Origin of the sequence: Pseudomonas sp. C6002 (assembly GCF_013385805.1) — a bacterium.
Taxonomy (GTDB): domain Bacteria; phylum Pseudomonadota; class Gammaproteobacteria; order Pseudomonadales; family Pseudomonadaceae; genus Aquipseudomonas.
Genome location: NZ_JACAPH010000039.1, coordinates 1 through 22,908, shown reverse-complemented (window position 1 = coordinate 22,908; position 22,908 = coordinate 1). Strand labels below are relative to the sequence as shown.

General features: G+C 60.2%; 21 protein-coding genes and 2 tRNA genes. 11 read left to right on the top strand and 12 right to left on the bottom strand.

Annotated elements, in window-relative coordinates:
• Positions 1-24: 24 nt before the first annotated feature.
• Positions 25-101, bottom strand: a tRNA-Met gene (locus HX817_RS27265).
• Positions 102-307: 206 nt separating this feature from the next.
• Positions 308-384, bottom strand: a tRNA-Met gene (locus tag HX817_RS27260).
• A 291-nt stretch (positions 385-675) separates the two neighbouring features.
• Here HX817_RS27260 and dinB point away from each other — a divergent pair.
• The gene (gene dinB / locus HX817_RS27255; RefSeq protein ID WP_003208617.1) at positions 676-1,734 is read left to right on the top strand and encodes a DNA polymerase IV; all 1,059 of its coding nucleotides are present in this window, start codon (positions 676-678) and stop codon (positions 1,732-1,734) included.
• A gap of 115 nt (positions 1,735-1,849) precedes the next feature.
• On the opposite strand, the gene HX817_RS27250 is transcribed toward dinB, so the two are convergent.
• The 4 genes from HX817_RS27250 to HX817_RS27235 all read right to left on the bottom strand — a co-directional run bounded on the left by HX817_RS27250 (position 1,850) and on the right by HX817_RS27235 (position 6,618).
• Positions 1,850-2,803 (bottom strand): hypothetical protein, encoded by a 954-nt coding sequence (locus HX817_RS27250; RefSeq protein WP_003208616.1) that lies wholly within the window; start codon positions 2,801-2,803, stop codon positions 1,850-1,852.
• A 20-nt stretch (positions 2,804-2,823) separates the two neighbouring features.
• Positions 2,824-4,539, bottom strand: a complete 1,716-nt coding sequence (locus tag HX817_RS27245) for a proline--tRNA ligase (protein WP_008433579.1) — start codon at positions 4,537-4,539, stop codon at positions 2,824-2,826.
• Positions 4,540-4,718: 179 nt separating this feature from the next.
• Positions 4,719-6,260 (bottom strand): AmpG family muropeptide MFS transporter, encoded by a 1,542-nt coding sequence (locus HX817_RS27240; RefSeq protein ID WP_003208613.1) that lies wholly within the window; start codon positions 6,258-6,260, stop codon positions 4,719-4,721.
• A gap of 43 nt (positions 6,261-6,303) precedes the next feature.
• Positions 6,304-6,618, bottom strand: coding sequence for an MGMT family protein (locus tag HX817_RS27235; RefSeq protein WP_218166212.1), 315 nt, complete (start codon positions 6,616-6,618; stop codon positions 6,304-6,306).
• A gap of 202 nt (positions 6,619-6,820) precedes the next feature.
• Between HX817_RS27235 and HX817_RS27230 the strand changes: the two genes are divergently transcribed.
• On the top strand, positions 6,821-7,828 hold the full coding sequence (locus HX817_RS27230) for a DUF481 domain-containing protein (RefSeq protein ID WP_003208606.1): 1,008 nt from the start codon (positions 6,821-6,823) through the stop codon (positions 7,826-7,828).
• Between the two features lie 15 nt (positions 7,829-7,843).
• Here the strand turns inward: HX817_RS27230 and HX817_RS27225 are convergent, their stop codons facing one another.
• Positions 7,844-8,602: an SDR family oxidoreductase gene (locus HX817_RS27225; protein WP_003208604.1), complete on the bottom strand. Its 759-nt coding sequence runs from the start codon at positions 8,600-8,602 to the stop codon at positions 7,844-7,846.
• A 74-nt stretch (positions 8,603-8,676) separates the two neighbouring features.
• Here HX817_RS27225 and HX817_RS27220 point away from each other — a divergent pair, with 74 nt between their 5' ends.
• The 4 genes from HX817_RS27220 to groL all read left to right on the top strand — a co-directional run bounded on the left by HX817_RS27220 (position 8,677) and on the right by groL (position 12,191).
• Positions 8,677-9,408 (top strand): HugZ family protein, encoded by a 732-nt coding sequence (locus tag HX817_RS27220; RefSeq protein WP_003208603.1) that lies wholly within the window; start codon positions 8,677-8,679, stop codon positions 9,406-9,408.
• A 66-nt stretch (positions 9,409-9,474) separates the two neighbouring features.
• Positions 9,475-9,951: an FxsA family protein gene (locus HX817_RS27215; RefSeq protein WP_003208601.1), complete on the top strand. Its 477-nt coding sequence runs from the start codon at positions 9,475-9,477 to the stop codon at positions 9,949-9,951.
• A 249-nt stretch (positions 9,952-10,200) separates the two neighbouring features.
• On the top strand, positions 10,201-10,497 hold the full coding sequence (gene groES, locus HX817_RS27210) for a co-chaperone GroES (RefSeq protein ID WP_017846112.1): 297 nt from the start codon (positions 10,201-10,203) through the stop codon (positions 10,495-10,497).
• A 50-nt stretch (positions 10,498-10,547) separates the two neighbouring features.
• A complete protein-coding gene (gene groL / locus HX817_RS27205) occupies positions 10,548-12,191 on the top strand; it encodes a chaperonin GroEL (protein WP_003208597.1) in 1,644 nt (547 codons plus the stop codon).
• A 131-nt stretch (positions 12,192-12,322) separates the two neighbouring features.
• Here groL and HX817_RS27200 read toward each other — a convergent pair whose 3' ends face one another.
• The 5 genes from HX817_RS27200 to HX817_RS27180 all read right to left on the bottom strand — a co-directional run bounded on the left by HX817_RS27200 (position 12,323) and on the right by HX817_RS27180 (position 18,640).
• Entirely contained in the window at positions 12,323-13,750 is a 1,428-nt protein-coding gene (locus tag HX817_RS27200; protein ID WP_177041823.1) for a glycosyl hydrolase family 8, read from the bottom strand.
• Between the two features lie 85 nt (positions 13,751-13,835).
• Positions 13,836-15,131, bottom strand: a complete 1,296-nt coding sequence (locus HX817_RS27195; RefSeq protein ID WP_177041820.1) for a HAMP domain-containing sensor histidine kinase — start codon at positions 15,129-15,131, stop codon at positions 13,836-13,838.
• A complete protein-coding gene (locus tag HX817_RS27190) occupies positions 15,121-15,819 on the bottom strand; it encodes a response regulator transcription factor (RefSeq protein WP_102369812.1) in 699 nt (232 codons plus the stop codon). The genes HX817_RS27195 and HX817_RS27190 overlap by 11 nt, the downstream gene beginning before the upstream one ends.
• Positions 15,820-15,892: 73 nt before the next feature.
• Positions 15,893-16,636, bottom strand: coding sequence for a phosphatase PAP2 family protein (locus HX817_RS27185; RefSeq protein WP_087695318.1), 744 nt, complete (start codon positions 16,634-16,636; stop codon positions 15,893-15,895).
• A 54-nt stretch (positions 16,637-16,690) separates the two neighbouring features.
• Positions 16,691-18,640 carry an LTA synthase family protein gene (locus tag HX817_RS27180; protein ID WP_177041818.1) on the bottom strand — a complete coding sequence of 650 codons (1,950 nt, stop codon included), beginning with the start codon at positions 18,638-18,640 and terminating at the stop codon, positions 16,691-16,693.
• A gap of 201 nt (positions 18,641-18,841) precedes the next feature.
• Between HX817_RS27180 and colR the strand changes: the two genes are divergently transcribed.
• The 5 genes from colR (at position 18,842) to HX817_RS27155 (ending at position 22,615) form a co-directional block, all read left to right on the top strand.
• Positions 18,842-19,525 carry a two-component system response regulator ColR gene (gene colR, locus HX817_RS27175; protein WP_003208587.1) on the top strand — a complete coding sequence of 228 codons (684 nt, stop codon included), beginning with the start codon at positions 18,842-18,844 and terminating at the stop codon, positions 19,523-19,525.
• Positions 19,515-20,795: a HAMP domain-containing sensor histidine kinase gene (locus HX817_RS27170; RefSeq protein WP_102369809.1), complete on the top strand. Its 1,281-nt coding sequence runs from the start codon at positions 19,515-19,517 to the stop codon at positions 20,793-20,795. The genes colR and HX817_RS27170 overlap by 11 nt, the downstream gene beginning before the upstream one ends.
• Before the next feature lie 188 nt (positions 20,796-20,983).
• A complete protein-coding gene (locus tag HX817_RS27165; protein WP_008433602.1) occupies positions 20,984-21,664 on the top strand; it encodes a class I SAM-dependent methyltransferase in 681 nt (226 codons plus the stop codon).
• 4 nt (positions 21,665-21,668) lie between these two features.
• A complete protein-coding gene (locus HX817_RS27160) occupies positions 21,669-22,385 on the top strand; it encodes a lipopolysaccharide kinase InaA family protein (protein WP_023659223.1) in 717 nt (238 codons plus the stop codon).
• Positions 22,385-22,615: a hypothetical protein gene (locus HX817_RS27155; protein ID WP_008433604.1), complete on the top strand. Its 231-nt coding sequence runs from the start codon at positions 22,385-22,387 to the stop codon at positions 22,613-22,615. The genes HX817_RS27160 and HX817_RS27155 overlap by 1 nt, the downstream gene beginning before the upstream one ends.
• Positions 22,616-22,908 lie beyond the last annotated feature (293 nt).

The window sequence follows — 22,908 nt, the reverse complement described above, 5'->3', positions numbered from 1 at the left end:
TTTCGAGCAGCCTTTTTTGATGTTTGGTTGCGGGAGCCGGATTTGAACCGACGACCTTCGGGTTATGAGCCCGACGAGCTACCAGACTGCTCCATCCCGCGTCTGTGTGGCGGCATTCTACAGAGCAACGGCGGGGTGTCAACCGTTAATCGAACGATGGGTCAAATAAGTGCAATTTAGCGTCGGATTGTCACGCGGGTGCGGTAAGTGCGCGATTGGGAAAGGTTTTTTGTCAGACAATCGACGCGAGGGCTAAAACAGACAGGCACAAAAAAGGCCACTCTTTCGAGTAGCCTTTTTTGATGTTTGGTTGCGGGAGCCGGATTTGAACCGACGACCTTCGGGTTATGAGCCCGACGAGCTACCAGACTGCTCCATCCCGCGTCTGTGTGTCGGCATTCTACAGAGGAACGCGAGTGTGTCAACCGCTGATTCAAAGAAAAGCGCTTGTGGTTCAATCGGTTAGCTCTCCAAGGTGGCCCCTTGATAGGCCGCGGGGCCAGTCTGGCCGAGGCTTTCAGCTCTATTGGGGGGTGTGTTTCGATTGAGAAAATGAATTCACCTGTGAATTTTCCTACCGCTTAAGCGGAAGATTCAAACTACTGGTGCTATATACAGGTGTGAGTGAGATACTGCCGGCCTGTCCGTTTTCTGCCCAGAACCACTGCCTTATCTATGACGCAGCGCAAAATCATCCACGTCGACTGTGATTGCTTCTACGCCGCCATCGAGATGCGCGACGACCCGACCCTGGCGCAAAAGCCCCTGGCTGTCGGTGGCTCGGCAGACCGTCGCGGGGTGATCGCCACCTGCAACTATGAAGCACGGGCCTATGGTGTGCGTTCGGCCATGTCGTCCCGCCATGCCCTGAAGCTGTGCCCGGACCTGACCATCGTCAAGCCGCGCATGGATGCTTATAAAGAAGCATCAAAGGAAATCCAGACGATCTTTCGCGACTACACCGACCTGATCGAACCGTTGTCCCTGGACGAAGCCTACCTGGACGTCTCCGACAGCCCGCATTTCGGCGGCAGTGCCACGCGCATTGCCCAGGACATTCGCCGGCGGGTCTCCAACCAGTTGCACATCACCGTTTCCGCGGGCGTGGCGCCGAACAAGTTTCTCGCCAAGATCGCCAGCGACTGGAAAAAGCCCAACGGACTGTTTGTGATCACCCCCGACCAGGTGGAAGACTTTGTCTCGGCGCTGCCGGTGAAAAAGCTCCATGGCGTGGGCAAGGTGACGGCCGACAAGCTGGCGCGGCTGGGGATCGAGGACTGCCTGCAACTGCGGGAGTGGAACAAGTTGGCGCTGGTGCGAGAGTTCGGCAGTTTTGGCGAGCGGCTTTGGAGCCTGGCGCGTGGGATTGATGACCGTGTGGTGCAGAACGACAGCCGCCGGCAATCCATCAGCGTGGAAAATACCTACGATGTCGACCTGCCGGACTTGCCCAGTTGCCTGGAAAAACTGCCGGAGCTGATGGACACCCTGGCCGGGCGCATGGCGCGCATCGACAGCAGTTATCGGGCGGGCAAGCCGTTCGTCAAAGTGAAGTTTCACGACTTTACCCAGACGACCCTGGAGCAGGCGGGGGCGGGGCGGGACCTGGAGAGCTACCGGCAGTTGCTGACCCAGGCGTTCAATCGCGGCGACAAGCCGGTGCGATTGCTGGGAATAGGCGTGCGTTTGCTGGATTTGAGCAACGGCAACGAGCAGCTCCAATTCCCCTGGTAGAAACCGAAAACCAAATGTGGGAGCGGGCTTGCTCGCGAATGCGGTGTGTCAGTTGACGCATGTGCTGGCTGACACGCCGCATTCGCGAGCAAGCCCGCTCCCACATTTAAAGGCTTCAGCGTGCTCCGGGATCCGCCACCAGGCGTCCGGCATCCTTGGTCAAGGCCTGCAGGAATTCCTGCTGCAACTCCGGATCATTGCGGGTCAGTTCGATCAGGCTCTGTTCCAGCTCGCTGGCTTCTTCTTCCAGGCCCAGCTCCGACAGGCGCTTGACCCGGTGCACCCACTCGTTGACCTCGTCGTCTTCCAGGTCGTCATAGATCAAACCGTGAGCTTCGAGCAATTTGCCCCGCAGGGTGCCGCTGATGGCCAGGGATGAGTCCGAGTGCACGTCATCCTGGGCATCTTCAACACTGATCTTCAGGGTGCTGATGCGGTTCAGGTCCTGCTCGGCAAACGGGCTGTCCAACAGGTTCAGGCGCAGCACGCCATCGCGGTCGGTGGTCAGCTCATGGGTTTGCTTGCCGGCAGTCACCTGTACCGGGCGCTCGCTCCAGGGCAGGCTCGAATACTCCACGCGCTTGTCGCGCTGGACTTCATCGATACCCGCCAGGTTCTGTTGCGCACGGCCGTTGGATTGCACGTTCATGAACGGGTTGAGCCCGTCCACGCCATAGCTGAGCCAATCCCGGGTCATGCTGGCAGGCAGGTTGCCCAGGGCAAACACGTTCGCCACGTTGGCGCCGACGCCCGCCACCAGCGCGACCGCGCCCAGGGGCATCTCATAGAGTTTGCGCCAGGGCTGGTAGGGCGTGTAGCGGTCGTAGCGACGGGTAACTTCGAACTCGGTGACCTCAAAGGTCTTTTGCTCGTGAATGCGCACCCGGCGTTGCGGCAGCTCCAGCACCTTCGGCTCGCCCACGTCGATCTGCAGGCTGTGATCGAGCAATTTGCGCTCGATGCGTTCCTCGTGCTCGCTGCGTTGCGACATTTGGTTGGCGCAGCCGCTGACCAGCAGGGCGCCACATAACGTGGCGCCCCCCAGGGCTATGGTGTTTCGCTTGAACATGACGACTCTTGATCTGGTTTTCAGCGACGAATACGCGCCTGAAGGAAAGACAGCACGTCAGCCACCGGCAACGGTTGGGCCTCGGCTTCGGTCCGGCTCTTGTATTCCAGATTGCCATCGGCCAGGCCGCGGTCACTGACCACGATCCGGTGCGGGATGCCAATCAATTCCATGTCGGCGAACTTGATGCCCGGGCTGGTTTTCTTGTCCCGATCATCCAGCAGCACTTCAAAACCGGCAGCCGTGAGTTCGGCATACAGTTTGTCGGTGGCTTCGCGTACTTGCTCGGTTTCGTAGCGCAGCGGTACCAGGGCAACCTGGAATGGCGCCAGGGCGTCGCTCCAGATGATGCCTTTCTCGTCGTTGTTCTGCTCGATGGCAGCCGCAACCACGCGGGATACGCCAATGCCGTAGCAGCCCATTTCCAGGGTGATCGGCTTGCCGTTCTCGCCCAGCACTTCGCACTTCATCGCCTTGCTGTACTTGTTGCCCAGCTGGAAGATGTGCCCGACTTCGATGCCGCGCTTGATTTCCAGGGTGCCCTTGCCGTCCGGGCTTGGGTCGCCGGCCACCACGTTGCGCAGGTCGGCCACGGTCGGAACCGGCAGGTCACGTTCCCAGTTCACGCCAAAGTAGTGCTTGTCATCGATGTTGGCACCGATGCCGAAGTCGCTCATCAGCTCGACCGAACGGTCGATGATGATCGGCAGTGGCAGGTTCAGCGGGCCCAGGGAGCCGGCACCGGCACCAATGGCGTCGCGCAGTTCGGCGTCGGTGGCCATGACCAGCGGGCTGGCAACGCCTGGCTGCTGGGCGGCCTTGATTTCGTTGAGCTCGTGGTCGCCACGGATTACCAGGGCGATCAGCTTGCCTTCTTCCTCGGCGCGCACGATCAGCGTCTTGATGGTCTTTTCAATCGGCAGATTGAATTTCTCCACCAGGGCCGCGATGGTCTTGGTCTCGGGTGTGTCCACCAGGCGCAGCTCTTCGCTTGGCGCAGGGCGGGAAGTTTCCCGTGGCACGGCTTCGGCTTTCTCGATGTTTGCCGCGTAGTCGGAACCGTTGCTGAACACGATGTCGTCTTCACCGGACTCGGCCAGCACGTGGAACTCGTGGGAGCCGGCACCGCCGATGGAGCCGTTGTCCGCTTCAACCGGGCGGAATTTCAGGCCCAGGCGCGTGAACACATTGCAGTAGGCGGTGTGCATGCGGTCGTAGGTGACCTGCAGGGACGCCTGGTCAGCGTGGAACGAATAGGCGTCCTTCATGATGAATTCGCGGCCGCGCATCAAACCGAAGCGTGGGCGGATTTCGTCACGGAACTTGGTCTGGATCTGATACAGGTTGAGGGGCAGCTGCTTGTAGCTGCTCAACTCGTTGCGCATCAGGTCGGTGATCACTTCTTCGTGGGTCGGGCCGGCGCAGAAGTCCCGACCATGACGATCCTTGAAGCGCAGCAATTCAGGGCCGTACTCTTCCCAGCGCCCGGATTCCTGCCACAGCTCAGCCGGTTGGGTGCTCGGCATCAACACTTCCAGAGAGCCGGCAGCGTTCATTTCTTCACGAACGATGGCTTCGACCTTGCGCATCACCTTCAAGCCCATGGGCAGCCAGGTGTACAGGCCCGAGGCCAGTTTGCGGATCATGCCGGCGCGCAGCATCAGCTGATGGCTGATCACGACCGCGTCGGAAGGCGTTTCTTTCTGTGTGGCGAGCAAATATTGACTGGTGCGCATGGTAGGCCGTTGTCGGTTGCTTGGACTTGAAATGACTTGGGATTGTACGGGCGCTTGCTGCCGACGTACAGGCATCTGGTTGCTGGAGCAGGGCTTCTGTGGGAGCTGGCATGCCTGCGATGCAGGCAACACGGTGTGTCAGTTACACCGCGGTGATGCAATCGCAGGCAAGCCAGCTCCTACAGTGATTTGTTTTCCTCGGGAGGATTCAAGCGAATCCGCCGGCTTTCCTGAAACCAGTGCAAGGCGATCAGGACCAGCGTCGGCACACCCAGCAGGCAGGTGATCATGAAGAAGTTGTGGTAACCGAACTTCTCGACCATCACCCCCGAATACCCGCCGATCAAGCGCGGCAGCAGCAGCATGATCGAGCTGAGCAGGGCGTATTGGGTGGCGGAGAACTTCAGGTTGGTCAGGCTCGACAGGTACGCGACAAACGCCGAGGTCGCCATGCCTGAACTGAAGTTGTCCAGGGAAATGGTGAAAATCAGCATCTGCAGGTCCGGGCCCATGTCGGCGAGCATCACGAACAGCAGGTTGGTGCCGGCCGATGCAATGCCGCCGATGAACAGGATCGGCAGAATCCCGAAGCGCACGATCAACAGGCCACCCATGCCGGCACCCAGCAGGGTCATGATCAGGCCGAAGACTTTGCTGACACCGGCGATCTGGTCCTTGGTAAAGCCCTGGTCGATATAGAACACGTTGGCCATTACGCCCATTACCGTGTCCGACATGCGGTAGGTGGCAATCAGCCCCAACAGCAGGAAGGCCTGCCAGCGGTAGCGCAGGATAAAATCGTTGACCGGCGTGAGCACCGGCGCCAGGCCCCGGCGGCCCATGGTCGACAGGCACAGCGTGGTCAGGATGATGTAGAGGATGGCCCGCAGGAACGCGCGATCTTCCAGCAGCAGGTCCAGCAGGCTGACCCCATGGAACAGCACGCTGGCGAAATCAGTGTTGTACAACTGGGTGAACATCGCCGGCACCGAGACCAGCAGCACGATCAACACGAACACCGAGACCAGCTGGTGAGCAAAGCTGTAGCGCCCGGCCTGCAATTGGGTACGCAGCGGCACATTGGGTTCGCGCATGAACAGCGTGGTCAGCAGCGCAGGCACCATCAGTGCACCAAACAGCACGTACGTACCGGCCCATGCCGAGTGCTTGTAGTTGAACCCGGTGGAACCGAAGCCTTCGGCAAAAAACAGCGCACCTGCGGTGGCAAGCAGCGCGGCCACGCGATAACCGGACATATAGCTGGCGGCAAGCGCGGCCTGCTGGCTGTCGCTGGCGATTTCCAGGCGGTAGGCGTCTACGGCGATGTCTTGCGTGGCGGAAGCGAAGGCCACGATCACGGCAATGGCGATCAGCCAGGACAGATGCTTTTGCGGATCACAGAAACCCATGCCGATCAATCCGAGGATCACCAGCGTCTGGGACAGTACCAGCCAGGAGCGACGACGTCCGAGCTTGCCGAGCAGTGGCAGGCGCCATTGGTCGAGCAGGGGCGACCAGACCCACTTGAAGGCATAGGCCAGGCCGATCAGGCTCGCATAACCGATGGTTTCGCGGGCCACGCCGGCCTCGCGCAACCATACCGAGAGCGTCGAGAACACCAACATGTAAGGCAAGCCGGCAGCAAAGCCGAGCAGCAACAGCACTAACGTCGAGGGGCTGGCATAGGCGGCGAGCGCGGCGCGCCAGGTTTTACGGGGCATGGGCTGGAGTCTGCCTCAGAATTACGCAAATAAAGCGCGCACTCTAACCGCTGTGCTCTACCGGGCGCCAGCCATGACGCTGAATATCAACACGATTGTTCAGGATGCTGACGCCTTCGCCGCGCAAACGCGCACGTTGCTCGTCACCCGAGGCACTGCCCACCGGCAGACTTATCCGACCACCGGCACCCAGCACGCGATGCCAAGGCAGTTTGGTGTCCTCGGGCAGTTGGCTCAGGGTGCGACCCACCCAACGTGCGGCGCGACCCAAACCGGCGAGGTGTGCCAGCTCCCCGTAGCTGATCACGCAGCCTTCGGGCACTTGGGCGAGGGTCAGGTACAGCACGGTGCGGCGCATTTCAGCGGGGCTTTGCGGAGCGTCGGTCAGTTCGTTCACGGTGGCATATCCGATGAAAATATCCGTCTATTTGTAAGAAATTTCTGAAAAATGGGGGGCTGAGAGCGGAACTCGATACGAATACCCGAGTCAGTCCTTGCTAAGAAGTTATCCACCCCGATAATGCCCGTTTTTTCGTCAAACTCGAGCCCCATATCCGCTTATGTTGTCCAGAACCCTGCTGTGCCTCGCTGTCTTCAGCGCCTCCACCCCGTTGCTCGCCGACACCGTCTGGTTGAAGAACGGTGACCGCCTGACCGGCAAGATCAAGGTTTTCGACGGTGGCAAACTGCTGATCCAGACCGACTATGCCGGCGCGATCCCGGTGGACTGGAAGCAGGTCAAGACCCTGGAGAGCGATCAGGAATTGCTGGTCAAGCAGGATGCCTACAGCGGTGAGAAGGCCAAGTCCCTGCAGCCGGCCGACGATGGCAAGGTCATCCTGGCCAACGGCGAGGCGCCCAAGACCGTCGAGCTGGCGAGCATCCAGCAGATCATCAAGCCCAAGCCGGTGATCGAGGACCTGGTGTGGAAGGGCAATGTCGATATGGCGCTGGACTACAAGCGCGCGGAAAAAGACACCAACGACTACGACATCGACTTCAAGACCACTGCCCGCCATGGCCAGTGGCGCCATACCGCCGAGGGCGAGTACAACCGCGAATTCCAGGACGACGTGACCACCACCGACAACTGGGCGCTGGAGTACGACCTGGACCGGTTTATTACCGAACACTGGTTCTGGCAGGGCCGCTTGACCTACAAGCGCGACAAGGTCGAGGACCTGTCCCGCCAGCGCACCGTGGGTACCGGCCCGGGCTACCAATTCTGGGATGACGAACTGGGCGCGTTCTCCCTCGGTTCGCTGGTCAACCGCACCGACTATGAATACCAGGACGGCGGCAAGGACAACTTCTATTCGCTGGCCATGAAGTGGAACTACAACCGCTACCTGGTGGGCAAGACCGTTGAATTCTTCACCAATGGCGAAGTGGGCAAGCCGCTGGCCGGGCCGTCCGAGTACTCCCTGGATGCGGAAATGGGCTTGCGCTACAAAGTCACCGAGTGGGCCTCCCTCAACCTCAAGGCCGAGCGCGACATTATTAGTGGCGACTCGGAAAGTGCGTTGAGCAAGACCCGCTACACCGCAGGGTTTGGCGTCGCCTGGTAACGAGCCGCTTGGTAATTAAAGGCGTAACCCGCCGTCCATTTCCAGAATCCGCCCGGTGTAGTAGTCGTTCTCGAAGATATACGCCGCTGAATGGGCAATCTCCTCGGGCCGCCCCATGCGCTTGAGGGGAATGCCGGCGGTCATCTTCTCCAAGGCCTCGGGCTTCATGCCCAGCGTCATCTCGGTCTCGATAAACCCCGGTGCGATGCCCGCCACGCGGATGCCGTAGCGCGCCAGCTCCTTGGCCCAGGTCACAGTGGCGGCCGCTACACCGGCCTTGGCGGCGGAGTAGTTGGTCTGCCCGACATTGCCGGCCCGCGAGATCGACGAGATATTGATAATGGTGCCTTGGTTCTTCAGCTCCACCATTTTCGCCGCCACCTCACGGGTGCACAGGAACACCCCGGTGAGGTTGACATCGATCACCGCCTGCCACTGGGCCAGGCTCATCTTGGTCATCTCGCCGTCCTTGACCTTGAGCAGCAAGCCATCACGCAAGATCCCGGCGTTGTTGATCAAGCCGTTGATCGCACCAAAGTCTTCGGCGATCTGTGCCACGGTGTGGGTCACCTGCTCTTCATTCGCCACGTTGCACAGATAGGCGCGTGCCTTCACCCCATGGGCCTGGCAGGCGGCCACCGCCTGGTCGAGTTTTTCCTGATTGAGGTCCACCAGCGCCAGGTTGGCACCTTTGGCGGCAAAATACTCGGCCATGGAGCGGCCCAAACCCTGGCAACCGCCGGTGATAATGATTACTTTGTCGTTGAGATGCATTCGCAAGTCCTGTGGGCAGAATTAAGCGGCTATCCAGGTTTTTTTTTGACGAAATTTATCGAAGGAGTCATAAGTTGAGCGCGCACGTTGCCAAGAATGCCCGAGAACTACTGCTCAAGGAATACCGTGGGGCACTCGCCACCTTGTCCAAGGCCATGCCCGGTTTCCCTTTTGGCTCGGTGGTGCCGTATTGCCTGGACGCCGAGGGCCGGCCGCTGATCCTGATCAGCCGTATCGCCCAGCACACCCATAACCTGCAGAAAGACCCCAAGTGCTCGTTGCTGGTCGGTGAGCGTGAGGCTGACGACGTGCAAGCGGTAGGGCGCCTGACCTACCTCGCCGAGGCCGAAAAGCTCGAAGACGGCGCTGCGATTGAAGCCGCCGCCGAGCGTTATTACCGCTATTTCCCGGACTCGGCGAACTACCACAAGGCCCATGATTTTGACTTCTGGGTGCTCAAGCCGGTGCGCCATCGCTATATCGGCGGGTTCGGCGCGATCCACTGGGTCGACCAACTGACCCTGGCCAATCCGTTTGCCGGCAAGGCCGAACTGAGCATGGTCGAGCACATGAACAGCGACCACACCAAGGCGATTGCCCACTATGTCGAACTGGCCGGCCTGCCGACCTCCGAGCCTGCGCAACTGGCCGGTATCGACAGCGAAGGCATGCACTTGCGCATTGGCCAGGCCCTCTACTGGCTGCCCTTTGCCGAGCCTTGCAACACGCCGACACAAGTACGCGAAGCCTTGGTTTTCCTGGCTCACGCCGAGGTCTGGCCGAAAAAAGCAGCCGCTGAAGCTTGAATTCACGAAACGGCGACGTCATCTAAGGTGAAGTAGCAAGGCATTCTTGCGTTGAGGAACCATTTGATGCGCCCTTTTTTGTTGCTCTTTTTGTTGTTTCCGGTGCTTGAGCTGTTCGTATTCGTACAAGTCAGCGGGGCAATCGGGTTTTTCCCGGCGCTGCTGCTGATCATTCTCGGCTCGATGCTCGGCGTACTGGTGCTGCGCGTCGCCGGCCTGGCCACGGCGCTGCGTGCCCGTGAAAGCCTGAATCGCGGCGAGCTGCCGGCCCAGACCATGCTCGAAGGCCTGATGATGGCATTGGCCGGTGGCCTGCTGATCCTGCCAGGCTTTATCAGCGATGTGGTTGGCCTGGTGATGTTGCTGCCGTTCACCCGCAAAGTGCTGGCGGGCAAGATGCGCCAGCGTGCCGAAGAGGCTGCCATTCGCCAGCGCGCCTTTGCCGACGACCTGCAACCCCGTGGCGGCCCGGCCCCGCGCCAGCCCCTGGGGCGTGAAGGTGACGTGATCGAAGGTGAGTTCGAACACCGCGACCCCAAGTAATCCCCTCACTGGCACGGCACCTGCGGGTGCCGTGCGGCTTTTGAAGACGCCCCCCGACACAAAAATTTTCATCTCGGTACCCTTGTAATAAGCTTATGCGCCCTTATGTAACGGTCACCGCAAGGTTTCTGGTGGCGACACCAGACAGACTTCCGCGTTTCGCGCCGCGAACCGCGACCGGCACCGCCGGAATTTAACTAGCCGGAATTGACACCGGCCGATGAAAAACACAATTAGGAGAGATCGACAATGAGCAAGCTTCGTCCTCTGCATGACCGCGTCGTCATCCGTCGCAGTGAAGAAGAAAAGAAAACCGCTGGCGGTATCGTGCTGCCAGGTTCGGCTGCTGAAAAAGCCAACCACGGTGTGATTGTCGCTGCTGGCCCAGGCAAGACCCTGGAAAACGGAGAAGTACGTGCGCTGGCTGTGAAAGTGGGTGACAAGGTTGTGTTCGGCCCTTACTCCGGCAGCAACACTGTGAAAGTCGACGGCGAAGACCTGCTGGTAATGGCTGAGAACGAGATTCTCGCTGTTCTGGAAGGCTGATTTCCCCGTTCATCTTCCCGTTACTACAAAGTATTTAAGGAATATCGATCATGGCTGCTAAAGAAGTTAAATTCGGCGATTCCGCCCGTAAGAAAATGCTCGCCGGTGTGAACGTCCTGGCTGACGCAGTAAAAGCGACCCTGGGCCCTAAAGGCCGTAACGTGATCATCGAGAAGAGCTTCGGCGCTCCGACCATCACCAAGGACGGCGTTTCCGTCGCCAAAGAAATCGAGCTGAAAGATCGCTTCGAAAACATGGGCGCGCAGCTGGTCAAAGACGTTGCCTCCCGTGCCAACGATGACGCAGGCGACGGCACCACCACCGCTACCGTTCTGGCTCAGTCGATCGTCAACGAAGGCCTGAAAGCCGTCGCTGCCGGCATGAACCCGATGGACCTGAAACGCGGCATCGACAAGGCGACCATCGCCATTGTCAAAGAGCTGAAGTCCCTGTCCAAGCCATGCGCTGACACCAAGGCAATCGCTCAGGTCGGCACCATCTCGGCCAACTCCGACAGCTCCATCGGCGACATCATTGCCGAAGCCATGGAAAAAGTCGGTAAAGAAGGCGTGATCACCGTTGAAGAAGGCTCGGGCCTGGAAAACGAACTGTCGGTTGTTGAAGGCATGCAGTTCGACCGTGGCTACCTGTCCCCGTACTTCGTCAACAAGCCAGACACCATGACCGCCGAGCTCGACGGCCCGCTGATCCTGCTGGTTGACAAAAAGATCTCCAACATCCGTGAACTGCTGCCAGTTCTGGAAGCTGTTGCCAAGGCCGGTCGCCCACTGCTGATCGTTTCCGAAGACGTTGAAGGCGAAGCCCTGGCGACTCTGGTTGTGAACAACATGCGCGGTATCGTGAAAGTGGTTGCTGTCAAGGCACCTGGTTTCGGCGATCGTCGCAAGGCCATGCTGCAGGACATCGCTGTCCTGACTGGCGGTACCGTTATCTCCGAAGAGATCGGCCTGAGCCTGGAAAGCGCTACCCTGGAACACCTGGGTAATGCCAAGCGCGTCACCGTGACCAAGGAAAACACCACCGTGATCGACGGTGCCGGTGTTGAAGCTGACATCCAGGCACGTGTTACCCAGATCCGCGCTCAAGTGGCTGATACCACTTCCGACTACGACCGTGAAAAACTGCAAGAGCGTCTGGCCAAGCTGTCCGGCGGCGTTGCAGTGATCAAGGTTGGCGCGGGTTCCGAAGTTGAAATGAAAGAGAAGAAAGCCCGCGTTGAAGACGCCCTGCACGCTACCCGTGCAGCCGTTGAAGAAGGCGTGGTACCTGGCGGTGGCGTGGCGCTGGTTCGCGCTCTGCAGGCTATCTCCGAGCTCAAAGGCGACAACGCTGACCAGGACGTCGGTATCGCTCTGCTGCGTCGTGCTGTTGAAGCACCTCTGCGCCAGATCGTTGCCAACTCCGGCGACGAGCCAAGCGTAGTGGTCGACAAGGTCAAGCAGGGTTCGGGTAACTTCGGTTACAACGCTGCTACCGGCGAATACGGCGACATGATCGAAATGGGCATCCTGGACCCGGCTAAAGTGACTCGTTCGGCTCTGCAAGCGGCTTCGTCGATTGCCAGCTTGATGATCACCACTGAAGCAATGATCGCCGAGATCAAAGAAGATGCTCCAGCTGGCGGCGGTATGCCAGACATGGGCGGTATGGGCGGCATGGGCGGCATGATGTAAGCCAGCCTTACCCCGATACTGAAAAACCCCGCCTGCAGCGATGCAGGCGGGGTTTTTTTATGCTGATCGTTCCCACGCTCTGCGTGGGAATGCCGCCAGGGACGCTCCGCGTCTCTCTTTACGCGCACGCCTCAGCTGACGCCGCGACGCCCCAGCAGTTTCTTGAACATGAAGCCGCGAGCCAGCATCAGCTGCGAGGCGGGCGGCAAAGATGCCACGGGTCCCGGTGCCGCAGAGCCGGATGACGGATGGACAGGCACGTGTGCGGTTTTTTTGAGGGGCGCCGGTTGGGGCCGCTCCCAATGGCCGGACATGACCACCATGCCCAGCAGTTTAAGGGTATTGCCGTAATAGTCATGGTCACGGATGGACCGGCGTTGCAGGTTGTCCCAAAGGTTATTGAGCCACAGCTGATTGTCGGGGTTGATCATTGCGCTGACCCCGAGTGCCGCCACAAAGGCCGGCTCATTCTGCGCTTCCTCGATGGCAGTGCCGTCGATTCGGTAGCCACTGTTGAAGTTGCCCGGTTCATCGTGGGTAACCGCGCGTGCCCAGCGGTTGAAGGTGGTCAGGGTGTACAGCGCACGCGGGTCACCGTACATCAGGTAATCCAGGCCGATGCGCCACGGGTAGCGGGCCGCGTTCCACGAATAGCTGCCGTCGTATGGGCCTTCCACCAGATCGGGCCGCGCCGGGGTGATCGAGGTGTCCAGGTGGCTGATGAAGTCCGGCACCAGCCCGCTGTTGGCGCTGTACCGTTGGGTAAAGTCACTGATGATCGAATAGGTCTTGTCGCGCACCGCCTGCCAGCGCTTGTCCCCGGTCATGGCGAAAAAGCTGTAGAGGTGCGACTGCATGAAGTCCGAGCTGCGGGTGGTGTACTCAAGCTCTGCGTCACCGTCGGTACCGGCCCAGTCGCCGAGCATCAGGTGCTGAGTCCTGGGGTGCACCTCGTGTTTCATGATCGCCGCCATCACCGTGTTGGCCTCGCTGCGATAGTCAATGGAGCCCTCGCTGCCCCATTTCTGATCGGCCAGCAGCAGGGCGTAGGCGATGTCCAGGTCGCCATCGGTGGCACTGACGTCGCCACGGAAAGGGTCGGTGGAGTCGCCGCATCCCTCGGTCTGGTTCCAGGCCATCAGGCCGGGATCGGACGCTGCCGGGTGATCCTGGAAGTAGCGCACCATGCCGTCGAAAGTCCGTTGGGCCTGGTCATCGTAGTCGGCCATCATCACAGTGAGCAGCATGCCGTAGCCATGGGCCTCGGACACGGTGATGGTGTTGGGCGCGGCGCCACCACCCACGGGTTTGTGGTCGGCGTTGACCTTGATGAAATACCGGCCGCTGCCGCATTCCCCCGACAGGTAAACCGCCTTCCAGTCCTTGTAGAACGTGACCAGTTGTTGATCCATGATCGCCTGGGGCTGGCGATTGGGCAGGATGGTGCCGGGGTAGTAGGGCGCTTGGACATTCTGGGCCGCAACGCCGCCTGACCATGAACCGGCGGCCATGCACAGTGATAACAGCAGCGTGGGCAGATGCCGTCTAGGGTGACGCATGAGCTGACTCTCCAACCTGATCCAAAGGGCAAGGTCGCGAGGTTAGCGGCAGCGCGGATGTTCCACTGTCACAGGCTGTAACAGCCTAGGCCGGGCGCAGTGCCAGGGTCAGGGTCAGGCGTGCGCCGCCCAACGGGCTACGGGTGATCGACAGCTCACCCCCGTGCCAATGGGTGGCGCGCTTGGCCAGTGCCAGGCCGAGGCCAAACCCGCTGGGCTCGTCGCCGCCCATGGCCAGGCGCACGAAGGGTTCGAAGATCTTTTCGCGGTTTTCCGGCAGCACGCCCGGGCCGTCATCATCCACATGCAGCACCAGGTGCTGGCCCTGGCACGCAGCGCTGACGTTCACCCGTTCGCGGGCGTAGTTAATGGCGTTGCTTAACAGGTTGCGCACGATCAGATGCAGCAAGGCGCGGTCGCCGATCAGTTCCAGGTCGGCCGGGTCGGTGTCCAGGGTCAGCAAGCGATGGTGCCCGTCCAGCAGGGCAAACTCCTGCTGCAGCCAGGCATGGAGATTGATTGGCTCATGCTGCAGGTCGCTGGGTGCATCGGCCAGCCGGGCAAAGGCGAGGCTGGCGCGAACCAGCGACTCCAGCTCTTCGATATCGGTGTGCAGGCGCTCTTGCAGGCGGGTGCGGGTGTCGGGGTCGGCGCTTTTACTCAGCAGTGCCAGGGCAAAACGCATCCGCGCCAGGGGGGTGCGCAGTTCGTGGGACACCGCCTGGGAAACCTCCCGGTGGCGTTCGCCCATCGAGCTGATATCCAGCGCATGCCGTTGCAAGGTCAGCAGCAGCGGCGCCCACTCCTGGCTCATCGCGGGCAGCAGCGTGTTGGGCGAGCGGGCGAGGGTAGCAATGCAGGCATTAAGGGCATCGAGGTCATGGGTGTATTTGCGCCGGGCACGCAGGGCAATCCAGAGAAACAGCAGTACCGGCATGCCGGCGACACAGGCGGTCACCCAGTACACCGGATATTGCAGCAGGTCCTTCACTTCGGCGGTTCCCCACAAGGGGCCGAATTGAATCACCGTGTCATCGTCCAGCGGGAAGTAGGTGACGTCCTCATCACTGTTCTGCGCCGGCTGATGGTGGTCGAGCATCACAATAGCTTCAGGCGGCAGCTCGATATCATCCTTTTTCACCAGGCTCACCGGGTACTGAAAGCGTGCTTGCAGTGACTCGATGCGCGCTTCCCGTTGTTCGGCGGGCAAGGCCTTGAGTTGCTCGGCAACGAGATAACCCGGCCCGGCCATCAGGCGCAGGAAACTGTAGTCGCCGATAAACACCGCAGCGTTCGTGCACAACCACAACAGGTAAAAAGTGAGGGCGGCCCAGCTGGTGCCGGCCGCGATGGCCATCCACGGGCGAACTTTAGACAGCATGCTGGCTCCCCGTCGGGATTTCGACGAACAGGTATCCCTGCGCCGTGATGGTCTGGATGGTCACGGGGCACTCAAGGCTCATCAGCTTTTTGCGCAAGCGCGACACCCGCATATCAATCGACCGGTTCAGCCCGTCGTACTCCAGGCCGCGCAGGCGCTGGAGCAGTTTTTCCCGGGTGAGCAATACGCCGCAATGGCGGGCAAAGATGGCGAGCAACTCGAATTCGGCCACCGAAAACTGCAAGGGCGCCTCGCCAAGCCAGGCGAAGTGGTTGTTCAGGTCCAGCCGAAAAGCGCCCCACTGGTAGTAACTGCGGGGGGCCTGGGGATGGCGGCGCAGCAGCGAGCGGATCCTTGCCAGTAACAGTTGCGGGTCGATTGGCTTGACCACGTAGTCGTCGGCCCCGGCGGCAAACCCCACCAATTGTTCGGCGTTCTCGTCCAGGGCCGTCATCATCAGGATCAGCCCAGGGTAGTGGTCGCGAATCTGTCGGCACAGGGTAAAACCGTCGATGCCCGGCAGCATCACATCGAGGATCAACAGTGCCGGTTGTTCATCCTGGATACGCTGGGCGGCGTGGTCGCCACGGTGTTCCACTGCGACGGTAAAGCCTTCGGCGCGCAGGAACTCGGCCGTCAGTGCCGCCAGGGGCAGGTCGTCTTCGATCAGCAACAGGGTATCGGACATGGCTCAGCAGGATCGTTGCCAAAAAGTGCGCAGAGTGTTGCGCCCTTGCCCCCGGCTAGGCAAGGGCTGTTCATCACGGCGTCACGGGCTGCTTGCGGAAGGCGGGCTGCGGTGTTTTCACCGGCCGGTACAGCAGGAAGTAATAGGCGCCCAAACAAATCAGCCAGCTGAAAATTGCCGTCCACACGTTGTGGGAAAGAAAGTGCGCCCCTTGCATCGTGCGGCTCACCGAAAGCACCGTGCCCAGGCCCAGCGCAAACAGGAACGCCGAGCGCGCCATCCGCGGTCGGCGATCCCTCAGGGCAAAAAACAACGCAAACAGCGCAAACCCGGTCGCCGCATGCCCGCCCGGCCAGCAACGGCCAGGCTTGTCGGTCGGCGGCCTGGGGCTCAGCAGCTCGCTGTACGTCTCCTGGCCGCCAAACTCCTTGACGCTCCACGGGCATTGCACCCCGGTCACCGTCTTCAACGGTGAAACGAACGAGGTGGCCAGTGCCAGCGACAGCACCAGGCAGCCCAGTTCCCGGCGATAGGGTTTGAGCCGCTCAAAGACAAAGGCCCCGGCAAGCCCGGCGATTGCCAGCACCGAAAACACGATCACCATCTGCTTGGCGCGATCGTGAAGAATGTCCTCCAGAAAAAAACTGTGCCGGCCCACGAAGCCGCCTTCGGACGCGTCGTAAAACAGCCTGGCGATGTCCATGTCCAGCGACGTCAGCTCCAGCAGCAACATGGCCACCGCCAGAACGGCAGGCACACCGAGGCACAACCAGAAGTTGAGGGGTTGGGATAGCGGACGAACAGCGATTGCTTGCATGGCGAACTCAGACTCTAAAAAAAGCCCCGGTCAGACCTGGCCGGGGCATTCTGGTTAGCGTGTACTCACTTGGGGAACCTCGTCCTTGGGCACCCTCCAGCTCAGCAACTGTTGCTTGTAGTCATAACTGGCGCCCTGGTAGTAGGTGATGGCCCGTTGGATCAACGGGTCATCGCTGCCAACGCGGATTTCGTGGCTGTCGCCCAGGGCTTGGTCATGCCGACGCAAGCCTTGGCGCGGGCTGAGAATCGCCAGGTCCTTGCCGTCGAACAACCCCAGGTACTGGTAATTGCCGACCACTACCCGTGGCGGCAGCGGGTTGTCCTGCAGCAGGTTGCGGCCAAAAAACGTCGACTCGTAGCTCAGGTTCAGCAAGCCCAGCAGGGTCGGGGCGAGGTCGATCTGGCTGGCCAGCTTCGCGTTCTCGCCGGCGTCTACCAGCTTGGGTGCGTAGATGAACAGCGGGATCTGGTAATTGACCATCGGCAGGTCTTCCTTGCCGGCGCTGCCCGCCGTGTGGTCGGCGACGAAAATAAAGATCGTGTTGTCGAACCAGGGTTTCTGGCGCGCCGCCTCCAGGAACTGGCCAATGGCATGGTCGGTGTACTTCACCGCGCCGTCGCGACCGTCACCGGATTTGATATCGATGCGGCCAGCCGGGTAGGTATACGGACGGTGGTTGGAGGTGGTCATCAGTTGCAGCAGGAATGGTTGCTGCTTGGCGTAGTCGGCGTCCGCCAGTTTCAGCGTCTGTTTATAGAGGTCTTCGTCGGCCATGCCCCAGGCGTTTTTAAAGCTGATTTCGGATTCGGGCACGCTGCTCTGGTCGACCACGCGGTAACCGTTGCCGCTGAAAAACGCGTTCATGTTGTCGAAGTAGCCCCGGCCGCCGTAGACAAACACGCTGTCGTAGCCGATGGCGTTGAGCTGCTGGCCGAGGCTGCCGAAACCGCTTTCCCGGCCGATACGCTTGACGATGGAGCGCCCGGGCGTTGGCGGGATGGCCAGGGTGATGGCTTCCAGGCCGCGGTCGGTGCGGGTGCCGGTGGCGTAGAAGTTATTGAAGTACAGGCTCTGTTTGCGCAGCGCATCGAGGTTGGGCGTGAGGTTATTCGGGTCGCCGTTGCTGCCCATGTACTTGGCACTGAAGCTTTCGATGGTCACCAGCACGATGTTGGGTTTGCGCAGCGTGCCCGGGTTGGTAATGGCGCGACGGATATCCAGCGGATCCGTGCCGATAAACCGTGCGTTGGGCTCGCTGAGTTCGGCGCGCAACTGCTTGGCGACTACATCCGCCGGCAGGCTCTTGTAGAACTGGGTGTAGTCCAGTTCGTTGTTACGGAAAGCGGCGAAGAACTGATAGGGGCCGTTGCTGGCCAATTCGTTGTTGTAGGCGTTACCGCCCTGGCTGCGCGGGCTGTCCTGGTTGATCAGTTGCAGGCTCAGGCCGGCCACCAGCAGCAGGCCAAGGGCACTGAGCAGACGCTTGCGCATCGCAGGCAACGGCGCGTCCATGGCCGCGTTGAACGGTTTACGCAAGACCACGCTCAAGACGATCGCCATCACGGCCAGCAGGCTCAGCAGCTTGCCGATCGGATACGACTCCAGCAGGTTGTTCAGCACTTCCTTGGAGTAGACCAGGTAATCCACGGCAATGAAGTTGAAGCGCACGCCGAACTCGTCCCAGAACAGCCATTCGGCCACGCTGGTGAAAAGCATGGCGAACAGGCTGACGGTGAGTACCGCCTGCAGGAACCAGCGATGGCCGCGACGGCGCCACAAGCCTGGCGGGCACAGCAGCAAATACAGGCCCAGGGGCAGGGCGGCATAGGCGAGGAAGCCGAGGTCATAGAGCAGGCCCACGCCGAATACCGGCAGCAGGTTACCGCTCACTTCATCCAGATGGGTTACTAGCAGCACGCTGCGGGTCAGTAGAAAAACCACCAGCCAGGCACCGGTTACCAACAGCAAATAGCGCATTGGCGCTGTTTTGGGAAAACCCATGTCAATGTTCCTTATTTTCGATGGGCGCGATCTTCGCGCTGACACTGTAGTCAGGTTGTGAACCTATAGTGAAAAACTCGTTAAGTTCCCCAATCGGTTGAAAACAGTAATCGGCGCGGCCTTCAGGCCTAGCCGTGAGCCATACTTGGCCTTAAGCTGCGCGAGCCAACACGGCCGTTACCGCGTACGGAGACACTGCCCATGCGAATTTTATTGGTTGAAGACAACCGCGATATTCTGGCCAACCTGGCCGATTACCTGGGGCTGAAGGGCTACACCGTAGACTGTGCGCAGGACGGTTTGTCGGGCCTGCACCTGGCTGCCACCGAACATTACGACCTGATCGTGCTCGACATCATGCTGCCTGGCATTGATGGCTACACCCTGTGCAAACGCCTGCGTGAAGACGCGCGCCGCGACACGCCGGTGATCATGCTCACTGCGCGCGACCAACTGGATGACCGGCTGCAGGGCTTCAAGTCCGGCGCCGATGACTACCTGCTCAAGCCGTTTGCGCTGTCGGAGCTGGCCGCGCGTATCGAAGCAGTGCTGCGTCGTGCCCAGGGCGGCGGGCGCCGTGCCTTGCAGGTGGGTGACCTGAACTACGACCTCGATACACTGGAAGTCACCCGCGAAGGGCGCCTGCTCAAGCTCAACCCGGTCGGCCTGAAGCTGCTGGCGGTGCTGATGCAGAAAAGCCCGCATGTATTGCGCCGTGAGATTCTTGAAGAAGCCCTGTGGGGTGATGACTGCCCGGACAGCGACAGCCTGCGCAGCCATGTCCATCAACTGCGTCAGGTGATTGATAAACCCTTCGCCAAGCCGTTGCTGCAAACGGTGCACGGTGTGGGTTATCGCCTGGCCGAGGGTCGTGATGGAGTTTAAGCAAAGCCTTGCCCAACGGATCATCATCGCCTTCGCCTTGATGAGCGCGTTGGTGGCGGGGGCCTTCGCCATGGGTATCGTCGCTACGGTGCACCTGGTGGAAGAAAAACTCATATCGGCAGGCCTGGGCGGTGACTTGCAACGGCTGCTGCTGATGGACAGCGTCGAGGACTGGAGCCATCGCCCCGAGCCCGACCAGTTGTTCTACTTCAGCGGCGGCCCTGGCGATTTTGAACTGCCCAAGGACTTGCGCCACCTGGAGCCTGGTTTTCACGAGGTGTTTCGGGAGGCACTGTCCTACCATGCCATGGTCGAGGTGGTCGACGGCCGCCGTTATGTCCTGCTGCAAGACCAGAGCGATTTTGAAGAACGCGAGCGCGTGCTGTTTGCTGTCGTGCTGGTGGGGTTTGTACTCAGCCTGGCGCTGGCGGTATTTCTCGGTTGGGTACTGGCGCGCAAGGTAATGGCGCCGGTCGTACGCCTGGCCCGCCAGGTGCGGCACCGCGACCAGTTACTTGGCCTGGCACCACCGCTGGCGCCGGATTACGCCGCGGATGAAGTCGGCGAATTGGCTGTGGCCTTCGATGCCACCCTGGGCCGTTTGCGCCAGGCATTGTCCCGGGAGCAACTGTTTACCAGTGACGTGAGCCACGAATTGCGCACCCCGCTGATGGTGCTCGCCAGTTCCTGCGAGCTGTTGCTGGAGAACCCCGCGATTGACCAGCGCGGCCGCAAGCAGGTCGAGCGCATTGCGCGGGCCTGTGAAGAAATGCGCGAACTGGTGCAGACCTTCCTGATGCTGGCCCGTGCCCAGCGCGAGGAGGCCGGCATGTCGCCCCAGGCCAACCTGGCCCAGGTGGCCGAGGACTTGCTGGGGATCTGGCGTGAGCCGATCGAGCGCAAAGGCCTTGAGCTGATCTATCAACCGGGCAATCCACTGGATACCCGCTACAACGCGACCTTCCTGCACGCGGTCATGGGCAACCTGTTGCGTAATGCCCTGCACTACACCGAGCATGGCTTGATCCGCCTTACCCTGGAACCGAGCGGTTTTGTGGTGGAAGACACTGGCGTGGGCATTCCCGAGGACAAGCGCGAAGCGATGTTCGAACCGTTTGTGCGTGGCAGTGAAAAGCGCGGTGAAGGCCTTGGCCTGGGTTTGTCCTTGGTTCAGCGCATCTGCGAGAACCAGGGTTGGAGCGTCAGCCTCAGCACCATGGAGCCCAACGGCTGCCGCTTTCACGTCGAATTGAGTCAGGTCAAAGCCTGATGCCTGCCCTGCCGCTAAGCTGCGGCAGACTTCCTGATTTTCGCCGAAGATGGCATCATGCCACGACTTGTGTCTGCAAAGTTTTGTAATGTATACGATTCGACAGGACAAGTTTTTCACAACGTGTTGACCTGTTGATCACAGGATTCTTTTTAAGGTTGTAGGCATCAGTAACTGGAGACCCGGTGATGCCTACCCCGATCAAGCTCGAATTTTCCGAAAAGTACGACGATCAGCACGCGCAGAATTATTTACTCAAACACCAGGACAATCTGGCTCGCCGGTTGTCCCACAAACGCGACGAGCAATTGGCCCGTGGTGCGCTGGCCATGGCCGGTGAGCCTGGCCTGGTGCTGGATTTGCCATGTGGTGCCGGGCGTTTCTGGCCGTTGCTGGCAGAAAAGCCCAACCGCGTGATCATCGGCGCCGACAACTCCGCGTCGATGTTGAAGATTGCCACCGTCGCCCAGCCGGCGGATGTGGTGAAACGGGTACGCCCCTTGCAAACGTCTGCCTTTGATATCGATTTGCCAGATAATGCGGTCGACAGTATTTTCTGCATGCGCTTGATGCACCACATTGGTGACCCCGAGCACAGGCTGGCAATACTGCGCGAATTTCAGCGTGTTACCCGTGACAGCGTGATTATCTCGCTGTGGGTGGACGGCAACTTCAAGGCGTGGAAACGCAAGCGTGCCGAAGTGCGACGTCGCAACAAGGGTGAGCAGGAAGGTTACCAAAATCGGTTTGTGTTACCGGCTGCTACTGTTGAGGCAGAGTTTGAGCAGGCCGGTTTCCGTGTTCAGGAATCTCTGGACTTCATACCGCTCTACGCCATGTGGCGAGTGTATGTATTGCGCAAGAGGTAACAGGATGGCTGTCGAGTGTTTACCAGGTAGTGAAGTAGCTCCCGAAGAGCGATTTGATTATTTCTGGCGCCAGCAGGGCGAGTGGGTCGAAGAGCCCAATCGTCGTCGCGGCGGTGAAAGTGGTGTGCAACGGGTGACGGGCACCAATGGGCGTTTGCTCTACAGCAAGCGCCAGACCGGTCATATCTACCGTAGTTGGCTCCATCCGTTTGGGCGCCCCACTGTGTTGCGTGAGCGTGACGCCCTGAAGGGCCTGCGCTTGCTGGATGTACGCGTGCCGGAGTTGGTGTTCTGCGAGGCCCGTCGCGATCCTGAGCACCAATGGAAGGCGTTGTTGGTCACGGCGTCGCTGGACGGTTTCGACGAGATCGAAAACTGGTACGCCGCCGGTGGTCGTGAGCAGTATGGCGAGTTGGTGCATGAGCGTTTGCTCAAGGAACTCGCGGGTACGTTAGCGCGGATGCACAAGGGGCGTTGGCAGCATGGTTGCCTGTATATCAAGCATATCTTTGTGCGAGTGACGGGTGAGGGTGACGCGGCGAAGGTTGAGGTGGCGTTGCTGGATTTCGAGAAGTGCCGGCAGCGCTTGACCGCTTTGCGGGCGGCTCGGCATGACATGTTGCAGTTGCGCCGCCATTCGTCGTGGAATGCTACGGACTGGCAAAAACTGAGCTACTTTTACGAGACGGCGTTTGGCAGCGCTATCAAGGGTTTAACGTAATGAAGCTAGAAATTGCACGAGGTTTGTTTCTGTTGGGGGCGTTGGGCATAGCTGCCCTGGCCCTGGCTGCCTGGGAGCAGCCCCGGACACAAGTTCTCAGTGCGGTGCAGGGTGTCGGGCAGCAATGCCCGATGCCGCGGATCGCCAAGGTCGGTGTCGCGGCCAAGCCTGATCATGAGTTGTTGTTGTTCATGTTCGGGATGTCTCAAGGGATGAGGCCACAGAGTTGAAGAGATTGAAGCCCAAATAAAAGGCCTCGCTAGTTCGAGGCCTTTTATTTGGGCTTGGGTTTTGGGTTGATCGAGTACATATCCGTTGCTGCGGTAACGGCGGCTTATGGTTCCGCTCTTACAGCGGGTCACTTTTTTACAAACGCCTAAAAAAGTAACCAAAAAACGCTTTGCCCCACCACTCGGTGCCTCGCTTAGGCTCGGCATGCCCGCACTCCGGCACGGCTCCGCGGGCCGCCGCGACGGGCCATCCATGGCCCGGCGCGGCTAAATCGGCATCCTTGCCGATTTAC